Genomic DNA, 15,388 nt, shown 5'->3' on the forward strand with positions numbered 1-15,388 from the left:
ACGTCCTCACGATCCTCAACGTCGGTCGTGACGACAGTAGTTCCGCGCCCGGCCGACGGCCGTGCGGCGGTCACGCCGTGGACGCCCCCGCCGCCGCCCACCCACCGCTGGACCCGAACCCCCCGGCACCCCGGACGGAGTCCGGGAGCGCGTCGACCTCGACGAACCGGGCGTGCTCGACACGCTGCACCACGAGCTGCGCGATGCGGTCACCGCGACGCAGCGTGATCGCGTGCTCGCCGTCCGTGTTGAGCAGCGTGACGGCGATCTCGCCGCGGTAGCCCGCGTCGACCGTGCCCGGTGCGTTGACGACGGTGAGACCGTGCCGGGACGCCAGACCGGACCGGGGGTGGACGAAGGCCGCGTACCCGCGCGGCAGCGCGATCGACACGCCCGTGGGGACGGTCGCCCGCGCTCCGGGAGCCAGGGTGACGTCCTCGCGCGCGACCAGGTCGGCGCCCGCGTCACCGGGATGCGCGTAGGCCGGGGCCGGCAGCTCGGGGTCGAGCCGGCGCAGCAGCACCTGCACACCCTCGTCGGCGTCGTCGGGGCCTGCATGGCTGGTCGCTGTCACGGGGGCCGACCCTACCGCGCCCGGCGGCGCACGGGCACCGGGGCGGGCCCACGTCGGCCGCCCGGACGGACGCTGCGGCGACGTCCCGGGCGATGAGATCCTGGGGGCATGACCACGTCACCCGAGCCCGCCACGCCCCACGACGGACCGTCGCCGACCACGTCGGCAGCACCGGCGGGTCGGCCGGGGTTCAGCGAGCGCCTGTGGCCCGGACCGCTGGGCTGGGCGGCGGTCGTCGCCTTCGCCGCCGTCCTGGGCGCCGCGTTCGTCCCCGTCGACACCCTGCTCTCCCTCGTCGTGGGCGTCCTCGCGCTGCTGGGGGGCCTGGCGGGGGCCGTCCTGACCACCCCTCGCGTGGAGGTCGAGCGCGGCACCTTGCGGGCCGGCACCGCGCACATCCCCGTGCGGCTCCTGGCGGCGCCCCGGGTGCTGGACCGGGCGGCGCTGCGCACCGAGCTCGGGCCGGCGCTCGACGCCCGCGCCTTCGCGTGCCTGCGCTCGTGGATCGGGACCGCCGTGCGCGTCGAGGTCCGCGACCCGCAGGACCCGACGCCCTACTGGATCGTCTCGACGCGGCGGCCGGACGACCTGGTCGCGGCGCTCGGCGGGACGCGCCTGCCGACCCCACCGACGGCGACGGCCGGCCACCCCGAGGGGTGACCGGCCGGTCAGGTGGTCGAGGCGGTCAGGCCGCGCACTCCGAGCACACGGGCATGCCGTCGCGCTCGTAGGCGAGCTGGCTGCGGTGGTGCACCAGGAAGCACTTCGAGCACGTGAACTCGTCAGCCTGGCGGGGAAGGACGCGGACGGAGAGCTCCTCGCCGGAGAGGTCGGCGCCGGGGAGCTCGAAGCCCTCGGCAGCCTCCGTCTCGTCCTCGTCCACCACGCCCGAGTTCTTGTCGGAGCGCCGAGCCTGGAGCTCCTGGAGCGAGTCCTCGCTCAGGTCCTCCTCGGTCTTGCGCGGGGCGTCGTAGTCGGTTGCCATGTGTGAGCGTCACACTCCGTCTTCTGCAGCAGTGTCGTGGTACGCGAGATCAATTCGCTGCACCAGCGATTTGTTCCCCCGCGCGGACGGATTCTGCATCACCGCGGGCGCGGATGCGAACACGGACGCGTGACCATGTGGTCGAACGTGACCAGCGCCACCCGCGAAACGGACATCTGTGCAGGTCACGCCCCCGACGTCGGCCCCGTCGGGCGCCTGGTTCACCCGCTCTCGCGGCCCGCGCCGTCGGGTGCGTCGGCGGCCTGCTCCTCGAGGATCCGGACCAGCTCGGCGACCCGTTCCGGGGTGCCCGCGACGGTCATCCCCGACCCGGCCGGCGCGCCGCGCAGACCCGTCACGACACCGCCCGCCTCCGCCACGACGAGCGCCCCGGCCGCCAGGTCCCACGGCTGCAGCCCACGCTCGTAGTAGAGATCGAGCCGACCCGTGGCGACCTGGCAGAGGTCGATGGCCGCGGCGCCCATGCGCCGGACGTCACGGACCTGCGGCAGCAGGGCGGCCAGCACGCGCGCCTGCGCGCGACGCCGCTCGGCCACGTAGCCGAACCCGGTGCCGAGCAGGCAGCCGGCGAGCGGCGGGGTCGCGCCGAGCGTCAGGCGCCGGCCGTCCAGGTGCGCGCCGAGCCCGCGGCCCGCGGTCCACGTCTCCTGCGTGGCGGGCGCGTGCACGCAGGCCGCCAGCACGGTCCAGGTCGCTGGTGTCGGCTCGCCGACCACGGCGGCCACGCTCACGGCGTACGCGGGCAGCCCGTAGAGGTAGTTGACCGTGCCGTCGATGGGGTCCACCACCCAGGTCACGCCCGAGGTGCCGGCCCGGTGCCCGCCCTCCTCGCCGAGGACCGCGTCGTCGGGGCGCAGCTCCGCGAGCATGCGCCGCAGGAGCTCTTCGGACGCCAGGTCCATCGCCGTCACGACGTCCACCGCGCTCGACTTGGTGGCGGCGACGCCGACGGTCTGCGGCCTGCCGTCGAGGATGAGCCGACCGGCCTCGCGCGCGATCCGCTCGGCGACGGCGACGAGCTCGGGCACGGGTGGAAGGCCGGCCGGTGCCGGTTCGCGGGGTGAGGTCACGTCACCATCCTGCCGCAGCGGGTGCGCCCGACCGCCGGGACCCGACCGCGGCGCGCGCCCGGATCCCGGCGCGCACGGCCTCCGACCACGGCACACCGACGAACGTCCACGCGTTCGGGCCCGCGAGGTGGCAGGCTCGCCCGTGGAGCCCGAGGAGGTCGCATGGGTGAGCTGGAGCTGGTCGGTCTGCACGAGGACGGGGAGCACCTCGTCGTCGCCGCGCCCGACGGGCAGCGCTTCCGCCTGCGCATCGACGACCCGCTGCGGGCCGCCGTGCGCCGGGACCGGCCGCAGCTGGAGCAGCTGCGGGCCGAGCAGGCGAGCGCGCTGAGCCCGCGCGAGATCCAGTCACGGATCCGGGCGGGTGCGACAGCGCAGGAGGTCGCCGACGCCGCGGGGGTGCCCGTCGAGGCGGTCCGCCGCTACGAGGGTCCCGTCCTGGCCGAACGTGAGTACATCGCCGAGCAGGCGCGTGCCACGCGGGTCGGCCGCGACTCCGGCGCACCGGTGCTCGGCGACCTGGTGACCGACCGTCTCGCGGCACGCGGGGTGGACGTCGGGTCGCTCGCGTGGGACGCCGCGCGTGAGGGCGCGGGACCGTGGACGGTCCTGGCGAGGTTCGTCGTCTCGGAGGAGCCGCACCTGGCCCGGTGGACGTACGACCCGGTCCGCCGCGCGGTGGTCGCCGACGAGGACGAGGCCCGCTGGTTGTCCGAGACGGAGCTCGACGAGCCCGTGTCCCGTCGCCACCTCGCGGCCGTGCAGGACGTCGTGTTCGACCTCGACGCCGTCGACGCCCTCGACGGCGGGCAGGAGCACGAGCCGACGCACGCGCTGCTGGACGAGCTGCGCACACGTCGCGGCGTCCGCCAGCCGCTCGACCTGGAGGGCGACGACGAGGAGTTCGAGGGCTTCGGACCGCAGCACGCCTTCGACTTCGCCCCGGGTGCGGCCGCCGACGAGGCGGCCGGGACGGTGGACGAGGCGAGCGCACCTGGCGCCCACCCGGTGGACGCCGACCCGGCGAAGGAAGCGGTCGTCCTGACCCCGCCCCGCGGCGAGAGGGCGTCGTCGCCCCGGGCGCAGCGCGGCAGCACGAGCCCGCACCCCGCCGGTCCTGCGGCGGCTCCGGGGGACGGCGACACCGCTCCCGGGCGTGACGAGCCCCCCGCTGCCGCCGAGCGTCGGCCCCGCCGGACGCGCGCCAAGGTTCCCAGCTGGGACGAGATCGTCTTCGGCGCCAAGCCCGAGTGACCCGCGGTCGCGGCTCTCGGGTCAGGCGCCGGGCTCAGCGGCCGGTGTCCCCGGACGGCACGTCCCCGTCGTCGAAGAGCAGCGTCTGCGCCGACGGACCCGTCGCACGTGCCACGCGGGCGGTCATCCGGCGCACGTGGTGCCGCCGGCACAGGACCTCGTAGGCCGCCTCGCCCACGGCCGCGCCGACGTCGCCGACGACCACCTGGTCGCCCTCGACGACCATGATGCCGTCGACCGTGCGCGCGTTGTGGGTCGCACGTGAGCCGCACCAGCACAGTGCCCGGACCTGGAGCACCTCCACCCGGTCCGCGAGCTCGACGAGCCGCGCGGAGCCGGGGAACAACCGGGCCCGGAAGTCGGTGGTGATGCCGAACGCGAAGACGTCGGCCGACAGCTCGTCCACCACGCGCGCGAGCTGCTCGACCTGGGCGGCCGTGTAGAACTGCGCCTCGTCGGCGACGAGGTAGTCGACGGGGCGTCCGCGCGTGCGCCGTGTGACGACCTCCGCCCAGAAGTCCGTCGTGTCGTCGACCTCGTCCGCACGGCGCTGCAGGCCCAGCCGGGAGGAGATGGTCGCGTTGCCCGCGCGGTCCTGCCGCGTGAACAGCACGCCGTCGCGTCCCCGCGCCGCGTGGTTGTGGTGCATCTGCAGCGCGAGCGTCGACTTGCCGCAGTCCATCGTCCCGGAGAAGAACACCAGCTCGGCCACGACGTCAGTCCTCCCCACGCACCGGTCGGGCGCTCACCCGAGCACCAGCAACGGCACGAGCATCTCGCGGGCCGTCAGCGAGCCGTGCACGCCGCGCAGCGCGATCGACGCCGGCGTCTGCGTGCGCGAGTCCACGACGGTCGCCGCGCCCGTCATGGCGACCACGACGTCGCCCACCACCGGACGCACGCGAGGATCGACGGGGCCGAACCAGCCCGCGTCGACGGCGTCGTCGCGGGTCCGCACGACGGCGTCGTCACCGAGCTCGTCGCGCCAGCGGGCGGCGACCACCTCGGGGTCGGCGCCGCGCTCGACGTGGAGGTGCAGTGCACGCGGCTCTCCCCCGGTGGTGCCGACCTGCGCCCCCAGGACGGGGTCGGTCCCGACGTCACGGCGCCGGGCCGGGTCGACGTCGACCATCCCGTGGTCCGCCGTGACCACGAGCAGCGTGTCACGCGGCAGCGAGCGCGCGAGGCGCCCCAGCTCGAAGTCGAGCTCCGCGAGCGCCTCGCCCCACTGCCAGGAGCCCCAGCCGTGGTGGTGCCCCGTCTTGTCGACGTCGTGCCAGTACAGGTACGTCAGACCGGGCTCGCGCAGAGCCCGCACCACTGCGTCGACACGGGCACCGAGGGACTCCGCAGGTGCGTAGGCGGCGCCCCGCAGCGCGGCCCCCGTCAGGCCGGAGCCGTGGAACCGCGCCGGTCCCACGCTGGTCACCCGGACCCCGTCCGCGACCAGGCGCTCGAAGACGGTGGGGTGCGGCTGCCACTGCTCGGGGGGCGGCATCTCGGTCCACGACACGAGGTTGCCGAGCTGCCCCGTCTCCGGGACCCGCACGGTGTACCCGAGCATGCCGGTCTCGCCCGGGCCACGTCCGGTCCCGAACGCGGCGACGGCCGTCGCCGTCGTCGAGGGAAAGGTGCTGAGCAGCGACCGTGACGACGCGAGCAGCGACCGGAGGAACGGAGCGTGCCCGCCGCGCTCGGCGAGGTTGAGGTGGCCGAGCCCGTCGACGAGGACCACGCACGCCCGGCTCGCGGTCGGCAGGCCGAGGAGCGACCGCGCGTCCGCTCCCCCGTCCAGGTCCGTGCCCAGCGACGCCGCGACGGCGGGCAGGACGTGCGCGAGCGACGGCGCACCGGCCCGGGGCGTCACCAGGTCGTCGGGATGCGGCTCGGAGGACGCCGCCGGGCCCGCGGTCGTGGGCGTGCTCACCGCTGCGACGTCGCCGCCGACAGGGTGCGACCGAACCGGACCGCCGCCAGCACGGCCTCGCGACCCTCGGCCGCCGCGCTGACGCGGACCACCACGTCGTCCGGCGTGATCGACCCGGACATGCCGTGGTCGGCGTCGCACTGCGGGTCGCCGCACGTCGCGGGCTCGAGGTCCACGCGCGAGACGGCGCCCCAGCCGATCGCGAGCGTCAGCTCCGACGCGCCGTCACCGGCGCGGTGGTCCTGCGGGTCGTTCACGACGTGGGTGAACGCGACCGAGCGGAGCTCGCGGAGCGGCACGGCCTCGGTCGTCGCCTGGGCACTGGCCGACGGGTGCTCGGAGTCGGCCGGGTGGTCGTCGACGTGGGCGACGACCAGGCGGGTCGCGGTCAGCGCGAGGACGGTGACGTGACGACGGACCTCGGCCCCGTCGAACGTCGTCTCGGGGTGGACCAGGTGGGCGACCGCGTCCTCGCCGGCCAAGGCGACCTCGAGGACCTCGCCCACGAGGTCCGGGTAGTAGCCGGCACGGCGCAGGTCGTCACGCAGCGGGGTGGAGAGGGCAGGCACCCGACCATCTTCCCATCCCGTCGGCGGGGCGTGGTGCGTCTCGGCGGGAGGCGCGCCGCGCGCACGGCAGCGACGGTGTCACGGCCGAGCGAGCCGACGCGCCGCATCGGCCCGGTCCGCCGGCGCGACGGACGCGTACGCCCCCAGGACGGCCAGCCCGTGAGGTGACACCACGACGGGGTTCAGCTCGAGGGACCGCACGTCGGGCAGCGCGTCGGCCAGCACGGACACCCGTGCCACCAGGTCCTCGAGCGCCGCCACGTCGAGCGCGGGCAGGCCCCGGTACCCGAAGAGCCGGGGCGCCGCTCGCGGCGTGCGCACGAGCTCGGCGACGTCGACGTCGGTGAGGGGTGGCACGCCGTACGCGACGTCGCCGAGGAGGTCGGAGGCGTCGCCTGCGAGCCCCAGGCTGATGACGGGCCCGAACAACGGGTCCTCGGAGGACCGCACGACGCACGCGACGCCGTGCGGCGCCATCGCCTGGACCTCGAGCGGCGGCACCCCCGGCCCGGGGTCGTGCTCGCCCGCGAGCGCCAGGATCCCCTCGACGTCGGCCCGCAGCTCCGTCTCGTCCGCGACGTCGAGCCGCACGCCGCCGAGGTCCGCGCGGTGCCGCAGCGCGGGCACGGTGGTCTTGACGGCCACGGGCCAGCCCAGCCGGTCGGCCGCGCCGACCGCCTCGTCGGCGTCGTGGACGCGCACCGACGGCCACAGGTGGATGCCCGCGGCCGCCAGCAGCTCGGCGGTCTGCGCAGGGTCGAGCGTCAACGGCGCCCCGTCGGTCGCCCCCGACGCGCTCAGGAGGCCGGCCACGAGACGCCCTGCGGCGCGGGTGTCGACACCGTCGGGGTGCACCGGCACGCCGCGCCCACCGGCACGCCACGCGGCGTAGCGCGCGGCGTGCCCGAGCGCGAGCGCGGCGTCCTCGGGCGCCGCGTAGGCGGGCACGGTCCGGTCGCGTCCGTCGTCGTCCGCGGCCGTGAGCTCGGCGGTCACGCCGTGCAGGTCGTCCACGCAGGCCACGGTGGTGCGGCCCGTCCGGGCGGCGGCGCGCGCGACCTCGCTGCGCAGCACCGGGTCCTGGCCACCGAGCGTGGGGATGCGCACGACCACGACGACGTCGACGTCGGGCTCCGTGTAGACCCGCTCCACCGCGGCCCGCACCTGCGCGGCGTCGGCGTCCTCGCTCAGCAGCTCGACGCACCCGGTGACGACCAGGCCGGCGGCGGCCGCCGCCTCGGCGACGAGCGCGGCGCCGCCCGCGGAGCTGGCGATGACCGCGGTGCGCCGGCCTGCCGGCAGGGCCTGGTGCGCGAGCAGCTGCACCACGTCGAGCATCTGGTGCACGTTCTCCACCCGGATGGCGCCGGACTGCCGCAGCACCTCCTCCAGGGTCCGGCGCGGCGCGCGCGTCGGCCGGACCGCGTGCCCCGGAGGCACGACGTGCCCCGACCGGCCGGCGGTGAGGACCACGAGCGGCTTGTGCGCCGAGAGCCTGCGCGCGACCCGGGAGAACTTGCGCGGGTTGCCGATGGACTCCAGGTACAGCGCCACGACGTCGGTGTCCTCGTCCTCCCCCCAGAACTGCATGAGGTCGTTGCCGGACACGTCCGCGCGGTGCCCTGCCGAGACGAGCTGCGCCAGCCCGAGCCCGCGGCGCTCGACGGCGGCGAGCAGCGTGACCGCGAGCGGTGCCGACTGGCAGAACAGCCCGACCCGGCCGGGGCGTGGCGGGCGCGCCGCGAGCGAGGCGTCGAGCGTCGTGCCGTCGTGCGTCGCGAGCAGACCGAACGACGAGGGCCCGACGACCCGCATGCCGGCACCGTGCGCGATGCCCACGAGCAGCCGCTGCCGTGCGAGCCCCTCGGGCCCCGACTCCGCGAACCCGCCGGAGACGAGCACCAGACCACGCACACCCAGGTCACCGAGCCGTCGCGCGGCGTCCAGCACGAGCGCCGCGGGCAGCGCGACCACCGCGAGCTCGACCGGCCCGGGGACGTCGTCGATGCGCGCGTGGTGGGAGACGCCGTTCGCGTCGAGCCCGGCGTCACCGACGCCCACCGCGTGCACCGTGACCCGGCCCGTCCGCGCCTCGGGCACGAGGCCCTCGACGACCCGCGCGGCCTGGCGTGCCGCGAGCGCGCCGTCCGGTCCCGGGTCCGGCCCGGGACCGACGACCACGACGGACCGTGCCGTGAGCAGCGCGCGCATGGAGCGCGCCTCGGCGCGGTGCTCCCGGTCCGCCGCGACGGCGAGCGACCGGTCCGTGGGGTCGATGTCGAAGCGGACCTGCACGACCCCGTCCTCGGTGCGCTGGCGGACCTCGTAGCCGGCCTCCTTGAAGACCGCGAGCATGCGCCCGTTCTGCGGCAGCACCTCGGCGACGAACCGCCGCACCCCGCGCTCGCGCGCCGCCGCCGCCAGGTGCTCCAGCAGCACCGAGGCCAGGCCCTTGCCCTGGTGGGCGTCGGAGATGTTGAACGCGACCTCGGCGGTCTCGGGCTCGACCAGGTCGTAGCGCGCGACGCCGATGATGCGCTCGTGCGCGTCGGTCCCCGGCGAGCCGCTCACGGCGACGAGCGCGACCCGGGTCAGGTGGTCGACGGTGACGAGCCGCTCGAGGTCGCGGTCGGGCAGTCGCTCGAGGGAGGCGAAGAACCGCAGGTACGTCGACCGCTCGGACTGCGCGACGTGGAAGGCCTGCAGCGCGGCGGCGTCGTCGGGGCGGATCGGCCGCAGGCGCGTGGTCGAGCCGTCCGTCAGCACGACGTCCGCCTCCCAGCCCGCCGGGTAAGGTGCGGCGGCGAGCCCCGGCGCTGCTGCCGGGCCGGGGTGCCCGTCTCCGGGGACGACGTGGGCCATGCCGCCAGGCTAGCGGCGCGGCTGCACCGTGGAGGCCGGCCGGGCGGCGAGAATGGTCGATGCGCGGTCGCGGTCACGCCGCCCCGCGCACGACCCCGAGACCCGTCACCGAGACTTCGCAGCACCCGAGGAGCACACCAGCCCATGGCGCGTCGCCCCGCCAGCCCCGACCTGCCGCCCGAGGACCTCGTCGAGCGGATCATCGACGTCGACGTCACGACGGAGATGGAGGGCTCGTTCCTCGAGTACGCGTACTCGGTCATCTACTCGCGCGCCCTGCCCGACGCCCGCGACGGTCTCAAGCCCGTGCAGCGGCGGATCATCTACCAGATGGCCGACATGGGCCTGCGTCCGGAGCGGCCCTACGTGAAGTCGGCGCGCGTCGTCGGCGAGGTCATGGGCAAGCTCCACCCGCACGGCGACTCGGCGATCTACGACGCGATGGTGCGCCTGGCGCAGCCGTTCTCCCTGCGGCTGCCGCTCGTCGACGGCCACGGCAACTTCGGCTCCCTGGACGACGGGCCTGCGGCGTCCCGGTACACCGAGGCCCGGATGGCACCCGCGGCGGTGGCGATGACGCACGGCCTCGACGAGGACGTCGTGGACTTCGTCCCGAACTACGACAACAAGCTCAAGCAGCCGGGCGTGCTGCCCGCGGCCATCCCGAACCTGCTGGTCAACGGCGCGACGGGCATCGCGGTCGGCATGGCGACGAACATGGTGCCGCACAACCTCGTGGAGGTCGTGGCGGCGGCGCGGCACCTCGTGAAGCACCCGGACGCGACGCTCGAGGACCTCATGCGGTTCGTCCCCGGCCCCGACCTTCCGACGGGCGGCAAGATCGTCGGTCTCGACGGCGTGCGCGACGCGTACCGCACGGGGCGCGGCGCGTTCCGCACGCGGGCGACCGCACGGATCGAGAACGTCACCCCGAAGCGCAAGGGCATCGTCATCACCGAGCTGCCGTACACGGTCGGCCCGGAGAAGGTCATCGAGAAGATCAAGGAGGGCGTGCAGTCCAAGAAGCTCTCCGGCATCGCCGACGCGGTCGACCTCACCGACCGCGCGCACGGGCTGCGGCTGGTCATCGAGGTCAAGACGGGGTTCCACCCCGAGGCGGTCCTCGAGCAGCTCTACCGGCACACGCCGCTGGAGGACTCGTTCTCCATCAACAACGTCGCGCTCGTCGACGGCCAGCCCCGCACGCTCGGTCTGGTCGAGCTGCTGCGGGTCTGGGTCGAGCACCGCCTCGAGGTGGTGCGCCGGCGCACGTCGTACCGCCTGAGGAAGCGCCAGGAGCGGCTGCACCTCGTCGAGGGCCTGCTCATCGCGATCCTCGACATCGACGAGGTCATCCAGGTCATCCGGGCGTCCGACGACGCCGACGCGGCGCGCACGCGGCTCCGTACGGTGTTCGACCTGTCCGAGCTGCAGGCCGAGTACATCCTGGAGCTGCGGCTGCGTCGTCTGACGCGGTTCTCGCGCATCGAGCTCGAGCGCGAGCGCGACGAGCTGATCGAGGAGATCGCCCGGCTGCAGGCGATCCTCGCCGACGACGCGCTGCTCCGCGGTGTGACGTCCGACGAGATGGCCGAGGTGGCGGCGACGTACGGGACGCCGCGACGCACCGTGCTGCTCGAGCACGCGGGTGGCACCAGCCTCGGGGGGGCCGCCGGCGCGCCGACGTCGGCGAAGGGCGGCGCACCCCTGGAGATCCCCGACACGCCGTGCTGGGCGCTGCTGTCGGCCACGGGCCTGGTGGCGCGCACCGGGGAGGACGTGGCGCCCGTGCGCGGCGACGGCGCGACGCGCAGCCGGCACGACGTGGTCGCCTCGGCGGTCGCCACCACCGCGCGTGCCGACATCGGTGCGCTGACGTCGAGCGGCCGGGTCGTGCGACTGTCGGTCCTCGAGCTGCCGGCGCTGCCGCCGACCGACGGACCGCCGTCGCTGTCGGGCGGCCTGCCGGTCGGCGAGGCCGTGACGCTCGAGAAGGACGAGCGCGTCGTCGCCCTCGTGCCGCTGGTCGACGACGCTCCCCCGCTGGCGCTCGCGACCGCTCAGGGCGTCGTCAAGCGCGTCGCGCCGGGGGACGTGCCGAACAACCGCGACTCGTGGGAGGCGATCAGCCTCAAGGACGGCGACTCGGTCGTGGGCGCCGCCCTCGCGGCCGACGACGACGAGCTGGTCCTGGTGTCCTCCGACGCCTCGTTGCTGCACTTCCCGGGCTCGCAGGTGCGCCCGCAGGGTCGGGCCGCGGGCGGCATGACCGGCATCAAGCTGGCCGCCGGCGCGCGGGTGGTGGCCTTCGGGGTCGTGCGGCCCGACGAGGACGCCGTCGTCGTCACCGTCTCCGGCTCGTCGTCCGCGCTGCCGGGCACGCAGACCGGTGCCGCCAAGGTCACGCCGTTCGCCGCGTACCCCGGCAAGGGACGCGCGACGGGCGGGGTGCGCTCGCACCGGTTCCTCAAGGGCGAGGACGCACTGATCCTCGCCCACGTGGGTCCGGCGCCCGCACGGGCCACCGGGTCCGGCGGTCAGCCGGTCGACCTGCCACCGGTGGACGAACGACGCGACGGCTCCGGCGCACCGCTCACGGCACCGGTCCACGCGATCGGCTGACACGCGCGGTCCCGGGCCGGCCGCCCCAGCGCCTACCGTGGTGCCGTGGCTGCCGCACTCGACCTGCCCCGGTCCGTCCTGCTCGCGCTCTGGCTCGCCGCGTCCGCCGAGCCGGACGCGACGGTGGCCGCCGTGCAGCAGGACGACGAGCCGCACGCGGTCGACGCGGACGGCGAGCCGGTGACGCTGCGGGACTGGCTGACGTGGCTGGGCGGCCCGGTGGACGACGTCGCGGTCGTCCTGCCGGTCCCCGGCGACCCGGTCGCCGCGCCGCCCACGGTGTCGCACGACGCCGTGCTGGCCGGCGAGTGCGTGCTGCTGCGGGCCGGCGCCCGGACCGTCGCGGCCGTGCCGCACGTCGAGCAGTTCGGGTCGGTGTACGAGCCGGGCCACGCGGTGACGTGGCGGACCGCGCCGGTCCCCGACTGGCGCACGGCGGTGTGGGCCCAGGTCGGCACGCTGGAGGACGCCGAGCGCGACCTGCGGCAGGGCCTGCTGACCGCGACCGAGGCCCTCGTGTCCCTGGGCGTCGAGCGGTGGCGGCCGGACGCCGCCGACGCGATCGCCGGGGTGCGGGACGGCGCGCTGCCCGAGCGCCGGATCCCGCGCGGGATCGAGGCGCAGCGGCTGCGTGTGCTGTCCAGCGCCGCGAGGCTGCGGGGCATCGTCGCGCTGGCCACCCAGGACGACGGCGGCGCGGTCAACACGTGGCAGGCCGACCAACGGTCGACCGCACTGCGCGAGGTCGACCGCGTCGCGCGCCGCGCGATGGCCGCCGCGGCGACCCACCTGACCCGCGACTGAGGCCTCCGGCGCCGCGACCTCGTCCTTCGGCGGCCTCCGACGACCGTTGAGCCGCCGAAGGACGAGCTGGGCGCGTCAGCCGGCGAGGACGCCGCGGTACACCTCGAGGGTCCGCTCGCCGATCGCGTGCCACGAGAAGTGGTCCTCGACGCGACGACGCGCGGCGACGCCCCAACGGGCCGCGCGCTCGGCGTCGGACACGGCGTCCGCGAGCGCGGCGCCCAGGTCGGCGACGAACGCGTCGGGGTCGACCGGCGTCCCGGTGCCGTCCTGGACCTGGTCGATCGGCACGAGCACGCCGGTGACGCCGTCGTCGACGACCTCGGGGATGCCGCCGGTCGCCGTGCCGACGACCGGCAGACCCACGGCCATGGCCTCGAGGTTCACGATGCCCAGCGGCTCGTACACCGAGGGGCAGGCGAAGACCGTGCCGTGCGCGAGCACCGCGACGAGCTCGTCGCGCGGCAGCATCCGGTCGATCCACACGACCCCGGACCGGCGCGTGCGCAGGTCCGCCACCAGCGCGTTCACCTCGGCGAGGATCTCGGCCGTGTCGGGCGCGCCGGCGCACAGCACGACCTGCACGTCGGAGGGCAGCGCCTCGACGGCGCGCAGCAGGTACGGCAGACCCTTCTGCCGGGTGATGCGGCCGACGAACACGACGGACGGGCGGTCGGGGTCGATGCCGAGGTCCTGCACCACGCGACGCGCCTGCGCGAGGCCCTCGTCGGTGGTGGGCCGCTGCCAGCCGTCGAGGTCGATGCCGTTGTGCACCACGTGCACCTTGGCCGGGTCGACCGCGGGGTACGAGCGCAGGATGTCGGCGCGCATGCCGCCGCTGACGGCGATGACGGCGTCGGCGGCCTCGTACGCGGTGCGCTCGACCCACGAGGACAACGCGTACCCGCCGCCGAGCTGCTCGGCCTTCCACGGCCGCAGCGGCTCCAGGCTGTGCGCGGTGAGCACGTGCGGCACGCCGTACAGCAGCGACGCGAGGTGGCCCGCGAGGTTCGCGTACCACGTGTGGGAGTGCACCAGGTCGGTGCCGCCGTCGGCCGTGTCGCGCCCGATGCCGTCGACGATGGCGAGGTCGACGCCCATGGTGGCGAGCGCGGCGTTGGCACCGCCCAGGCCGCCGGGCACGGAGTAGCCGTGGGTGCCGGGCTCGGCGACGGGCTCGTCGAAGCTGTGCACGCGCACGTCGATCAGCTCGCGCAGCACGGCGGTCAGGCCCGCCACGTGGACGCCCGCACCCCCGTACACGTGCGGGGGGTACTCGCGGGTCAGCAGGTCGACGCGCACCGTTGCCTCCAGTCGTGACCGGCCCACCGCCGGTCGTCTGGCGACACGCTAGCGCTCGTGCGCGCGTGCATCTCGCTGCGGACGCCCCTTCGGCCTAGGTTGGGTGCATGCCAGCGCCGCGTGTCCTCGCCATCGTCCTCGCCGGGGGGGAGGGCAAGCGCCTGATGCCGCTCACCGCGCACCGCGCGAAGCCCGCCGTGCCCTTCGGCGGCATCTACCGTCTCGTCGACTTCGCCCTGTCGAACGTCATCAACTCGCACTACCTGCACGTGATCGTGCTGACCCAGTACAAGTCGCACTCGCTCGACCGGCACGTCTCCAAGACGTGGCGCATGTCGGCGCTGCTGGGCAACTACGTCGCCGCCGTGCCGGCGCAGCAGCGCGTCGGCAAGCACTGGTACCTCGGCAGCGCCGACGCGATCTACCAGTGCCTGAACATCATCGACGACGAGCGCCCCGACATCGTCGTCGTGGTCGGCGCCGACCACGTGTACCGCATGGACTTCTCGCAGATGGTGGACTCCCACATCGAGTCGGGAGCCGAGCTGACGGTCGCGGGAATCCGGCAGCCCATCGACATGGCCGACCAGTTCGGCGTCATCGAGACGGTCCCGGGCGACCCGTCGCGCATCGCCGCGTTCCGCGAGAAGCCGTCGGACCCGACGCCGGTCCCCGGCTCGCCGATGGAGATCCTGGCGTCGATGGGCAACTACGTCGTGAACGCCGACGCCCTGGTCAACGCCGTGACGGTCGACGCCGAGGACGTGAACTCCCGTCACGACATGGGCGGCGACATCGTCCCGTGGTTCGTCGAGCGCGGTACCGCCGGGGTCTACGACTTCATCCGCAACGACGTGCCGGGCTCCACCGACCGCGACCGTGACTACTGGCGCGACGTGGGGACGCTCGACTCGTACTTCGACGCGAACCAGGACCTCATCTCGATCGAGCCGGTCTTCAACCTCTACAACGACGACTGGCCGCTGCACACCGGTTACACCGGCCTGCCGCCGGCCAAGTTCGTCCACGCGGGTGCCGGGCGCCTGGGGCACGCGGCCGACTCGATCGTCTCCCCCGGCGTCGTCGTGTCCGGTGCGACCGTGTCCGGGTCGATCCTGTCCCCCGGCATCCGGCTGCACTCCTGGGCGCAGGTCACGGACTCGGTGCTCATGGACGGCGTGCAGGTCGAGCGGTACGCCCAGATCCACCACGCCATCCTGGACAAGAACGTGATCGTCCCGGAGCGGGCACGCATCGGGCTGGACCACGACCACGACCGTGCCCGAGGGTTCACCGTGACGGACAGCGGCATCACCGTCGTCCCGAAGGGCACGATCATCACGGACTGACGTCCTGCCGCCACGACGTGGGACGGACGCGTCCGGGCGCGCACGTCAT

General features: G+C 75.0%; 13 protein-coding genes. 5 read left to right on the top strand and 8 right to left on the bottom strand.

All coding sequences use genetic code 11. From position 1 onward, the window contains the following. Positions 1–70: 70 nt before the first annotated feature. A complete protein-coding gene (dut, locus tag IR158_RS00415) occupies positions 71–574 on the bottom strand; it encodes a dUTP diphosphatase (RefSeq protein WP_291808010.1) in 504 nt (167 codons plus the stop codon). A 108-nt stretch (positions 575–682) separates the two neighbouring features. Between dut and IR158_RS00420 the strand changes: the two genes are divergently transcribed. Beyond that, on the top strand, positions 683–1,234 hold the full coding sequence (locus IR158_RS00420; protein ID WP_291808013.1) for a DUF3093 domain-containing protein: 552 nt from the start codon (positions 683–685) through the stop codon (positions 1,232–1,234). A gap of 25 nt (positions 1,235–1,259) precedes the next feature. Here IR158_RS00420 and IR158_RS00425 read toward each other — a convergent pair whose 3' ends face one another. Beyond that, a complete protein-coding gene (locus IR158_RS00425; protein ID WP_089798812.1) occupies positions 1,260–1,559 on the bottom strand; it encodes a DUF4193 domain-containing protein in 300 nt (99 codons plus the stop codon). A 221-nt stretch (positions 1,560–1,780) separates the two neighbouring features. Further along, positions 1,781–2,650: an inositol monophosphatase family protein gene (locus tag IR158_RS00430; RefSeq protein WP_291808022.1), complete on the bottom strand. Its 870-nt coding sequence runs from the start codon at positions 2,648–2,650 to the stop codon at positions 1,781–1,783. Positions 2,651–2,812: 162 nt separating this feature from the next. On the opposite strand from IR158_RS00430, the gene sepH reads away from it, so the two are divergent. Beyond that, on the top strand, positions 2,813–3,904 hold the full coding sequence (gene sepH / locus IR158_RS00435; protein WP_291808024.1) for a septation protein SepH: 1,092 nt from the start codon (positions 2,813–2,815) through the stop codon (positions 3,902–3,904). Positions 3,905–3,938: 34 nt separating this feature from the next. Here sepH and IR158_RS00440 read toward each other — a convergent pair whose 3' ends face one another. From IR158_RS00440 to IR158_RS00455, 4 genes are all read right to left on the bottom strand, one after another. Then, complete coding sequence (locus IR158_RS00440; protein WP_291808027.1) at positions 3,939–4,616, bottom strand: thymidine kinase; 678 nt, start codon at positions 4,614–4,616, stop codon at positions 3,939–3,941. Positions 4,617–4,649: 33 nt separating this feature from the next. Continuing rightward, positions 4,650–5,831: an alkaline phosphatase family protein gene (locus IR158_RS00445; RefSeq protein ID WP_291808030.1), complete on the bottom strand. Its 1,182-nt coding sequence runs from the start codon at positions 5,829–5,831 to the stop codon at positions 4,650–4,652. After that, positions 5,828–6,400: a DUF5998 family protein gene (locus IR158_RS00450; protein WP_191779176.1), complete on the bottom strand. Its 573-nt coding sequence runs from the start codon at positions 6,398–6,400 to the stop codon at positions 5,828–5,830. The genes IR158_RS00445 and IR158_RS00450 overlap by 4 nt, the downstream gene beginning before the upstream one ends. Before the next feature lie 78 nt (positions 6,401–6,478). After that, entirely contained in the window at positions 6,479–9,262 is a 2,784-nt protein-coding gene (locus tag IR158_RS00455; protein WP_291808036.1) for a GNAT family N-acetyltransferase, read from the bottom strand. 144 nt (positions 9,263–9,406) lie between these two features. Between IR158_RS00455 and IR158_RS00460 the strand changes: the two genes are divergently transcribed. Beyond that, positions 9,407–11,884 carry a DNA topoisomerase IV subunit A gene (locus IR158_RS00460; protein ID WP_291808038.1) on the top strand — a complete coding sequence of 826 codons (2,478 nt, stop codon included), beginning with the start codon at positions 9,407–9,409 and terminating at the stop codon, positions 11,882–11,884. A gap of 45 nt (positions 11,885–11,929) precedes the next feature. Further along, complete coding sequence (locus tag IR158_RS00465) at positions 11,930–12,688, top strand: hypothetical protein (protein WP_291808041.1); 759 nt, start codon at positions 11,930–11,932, stop codon at positions 12,686–12,688. 75 nt (positions 12,689–12,763) lie between these two features. On the opposite strand, the gene glgA is transcribed toward IR158_RS00465, so the two are convergent. Next, on the bottom strand, positions 12,764–13,990 hold the full coding sequence (glgA, locus tag IR158_RS00470; protein WP_291808044.1) for a glycogen synthase: 1,227 nt from the start codon (positions 13,988–13,990) through the stop codon (positions 12,764–12,766). A 107-nt stretch (positions 13,991–14,097) separates the two neighbouring features. Here glgA and IR158_RS00475 point away from each other — a divergent pair, with 107 nt between their 5' ends. Continuing rightward, positions 14,098–15,339: a glucose-1-phosphate adenylyltransferase gene (locus IR158_RS00475; RefSeq protein WP_291808046.1), complete on the top strand. Its 1,242-nt coding sequence runs from the start codon at positions 14,098–14,100 to the stop codon at positions 15,337–15,339. Positions 15,340–15,388: the final 49 nt, after the last annotated feature.

It is taken from the genome of Cellulomonas sp. (assembly GCF_015234515.1).
In the GTDB taxonomy this organism is placed as follows: Bacteria; Actinomycetota; Actinomycetes; order Actinomycetales; family Cellulomonadaceae; genus Cellulomonas.

Bases quoted from the DNA above. Each gene is read 5' to 3' on its own strand.
- IR158_RS00420 (WP_291808013.1), top strand. From the start codon at position 683: ATGACCACGTCACCCGAGCCCGCCACGCCCCACGACGGACCGTCGCCG.
- IR158_RS00425 (WP_089798812.1), bottom strand. From the start codon at position 1,559: ATGGCAACCGACTACGACGCCCCGCGCAAGACCGAGGAGGACCTGAGC.
- sepH (WP_291808024.1), top strand. From the start codon at position 2,813: ATGGGTGAGCTGGAGCTGGTCGGTCTGCACGAGGACGGGGAGCACCTC.
- IR158_RS00455 (WP_291808036.1), bottom strand. From the start codon at position 9,262: ATGGCCCACGTCGTCCCCGGAGACGGGCACCCCGGCCCGGCAGCAGCG.
- IR158_RS00460 (WP_291808038.1), top strand. From the start codon at position 9,407: ATGGCGCGTCGCCCCGCCAGCCCCGACCTGCCGCCCGAGGACCTCGTC.
- IR158_RS00475 (WP_291808046.1), top strand. From the start codon at position 14,098: ATGCCAGCGCCGCGTGTCCTCGCCATCGTCCTCGCCGGGGGGGAGGGC.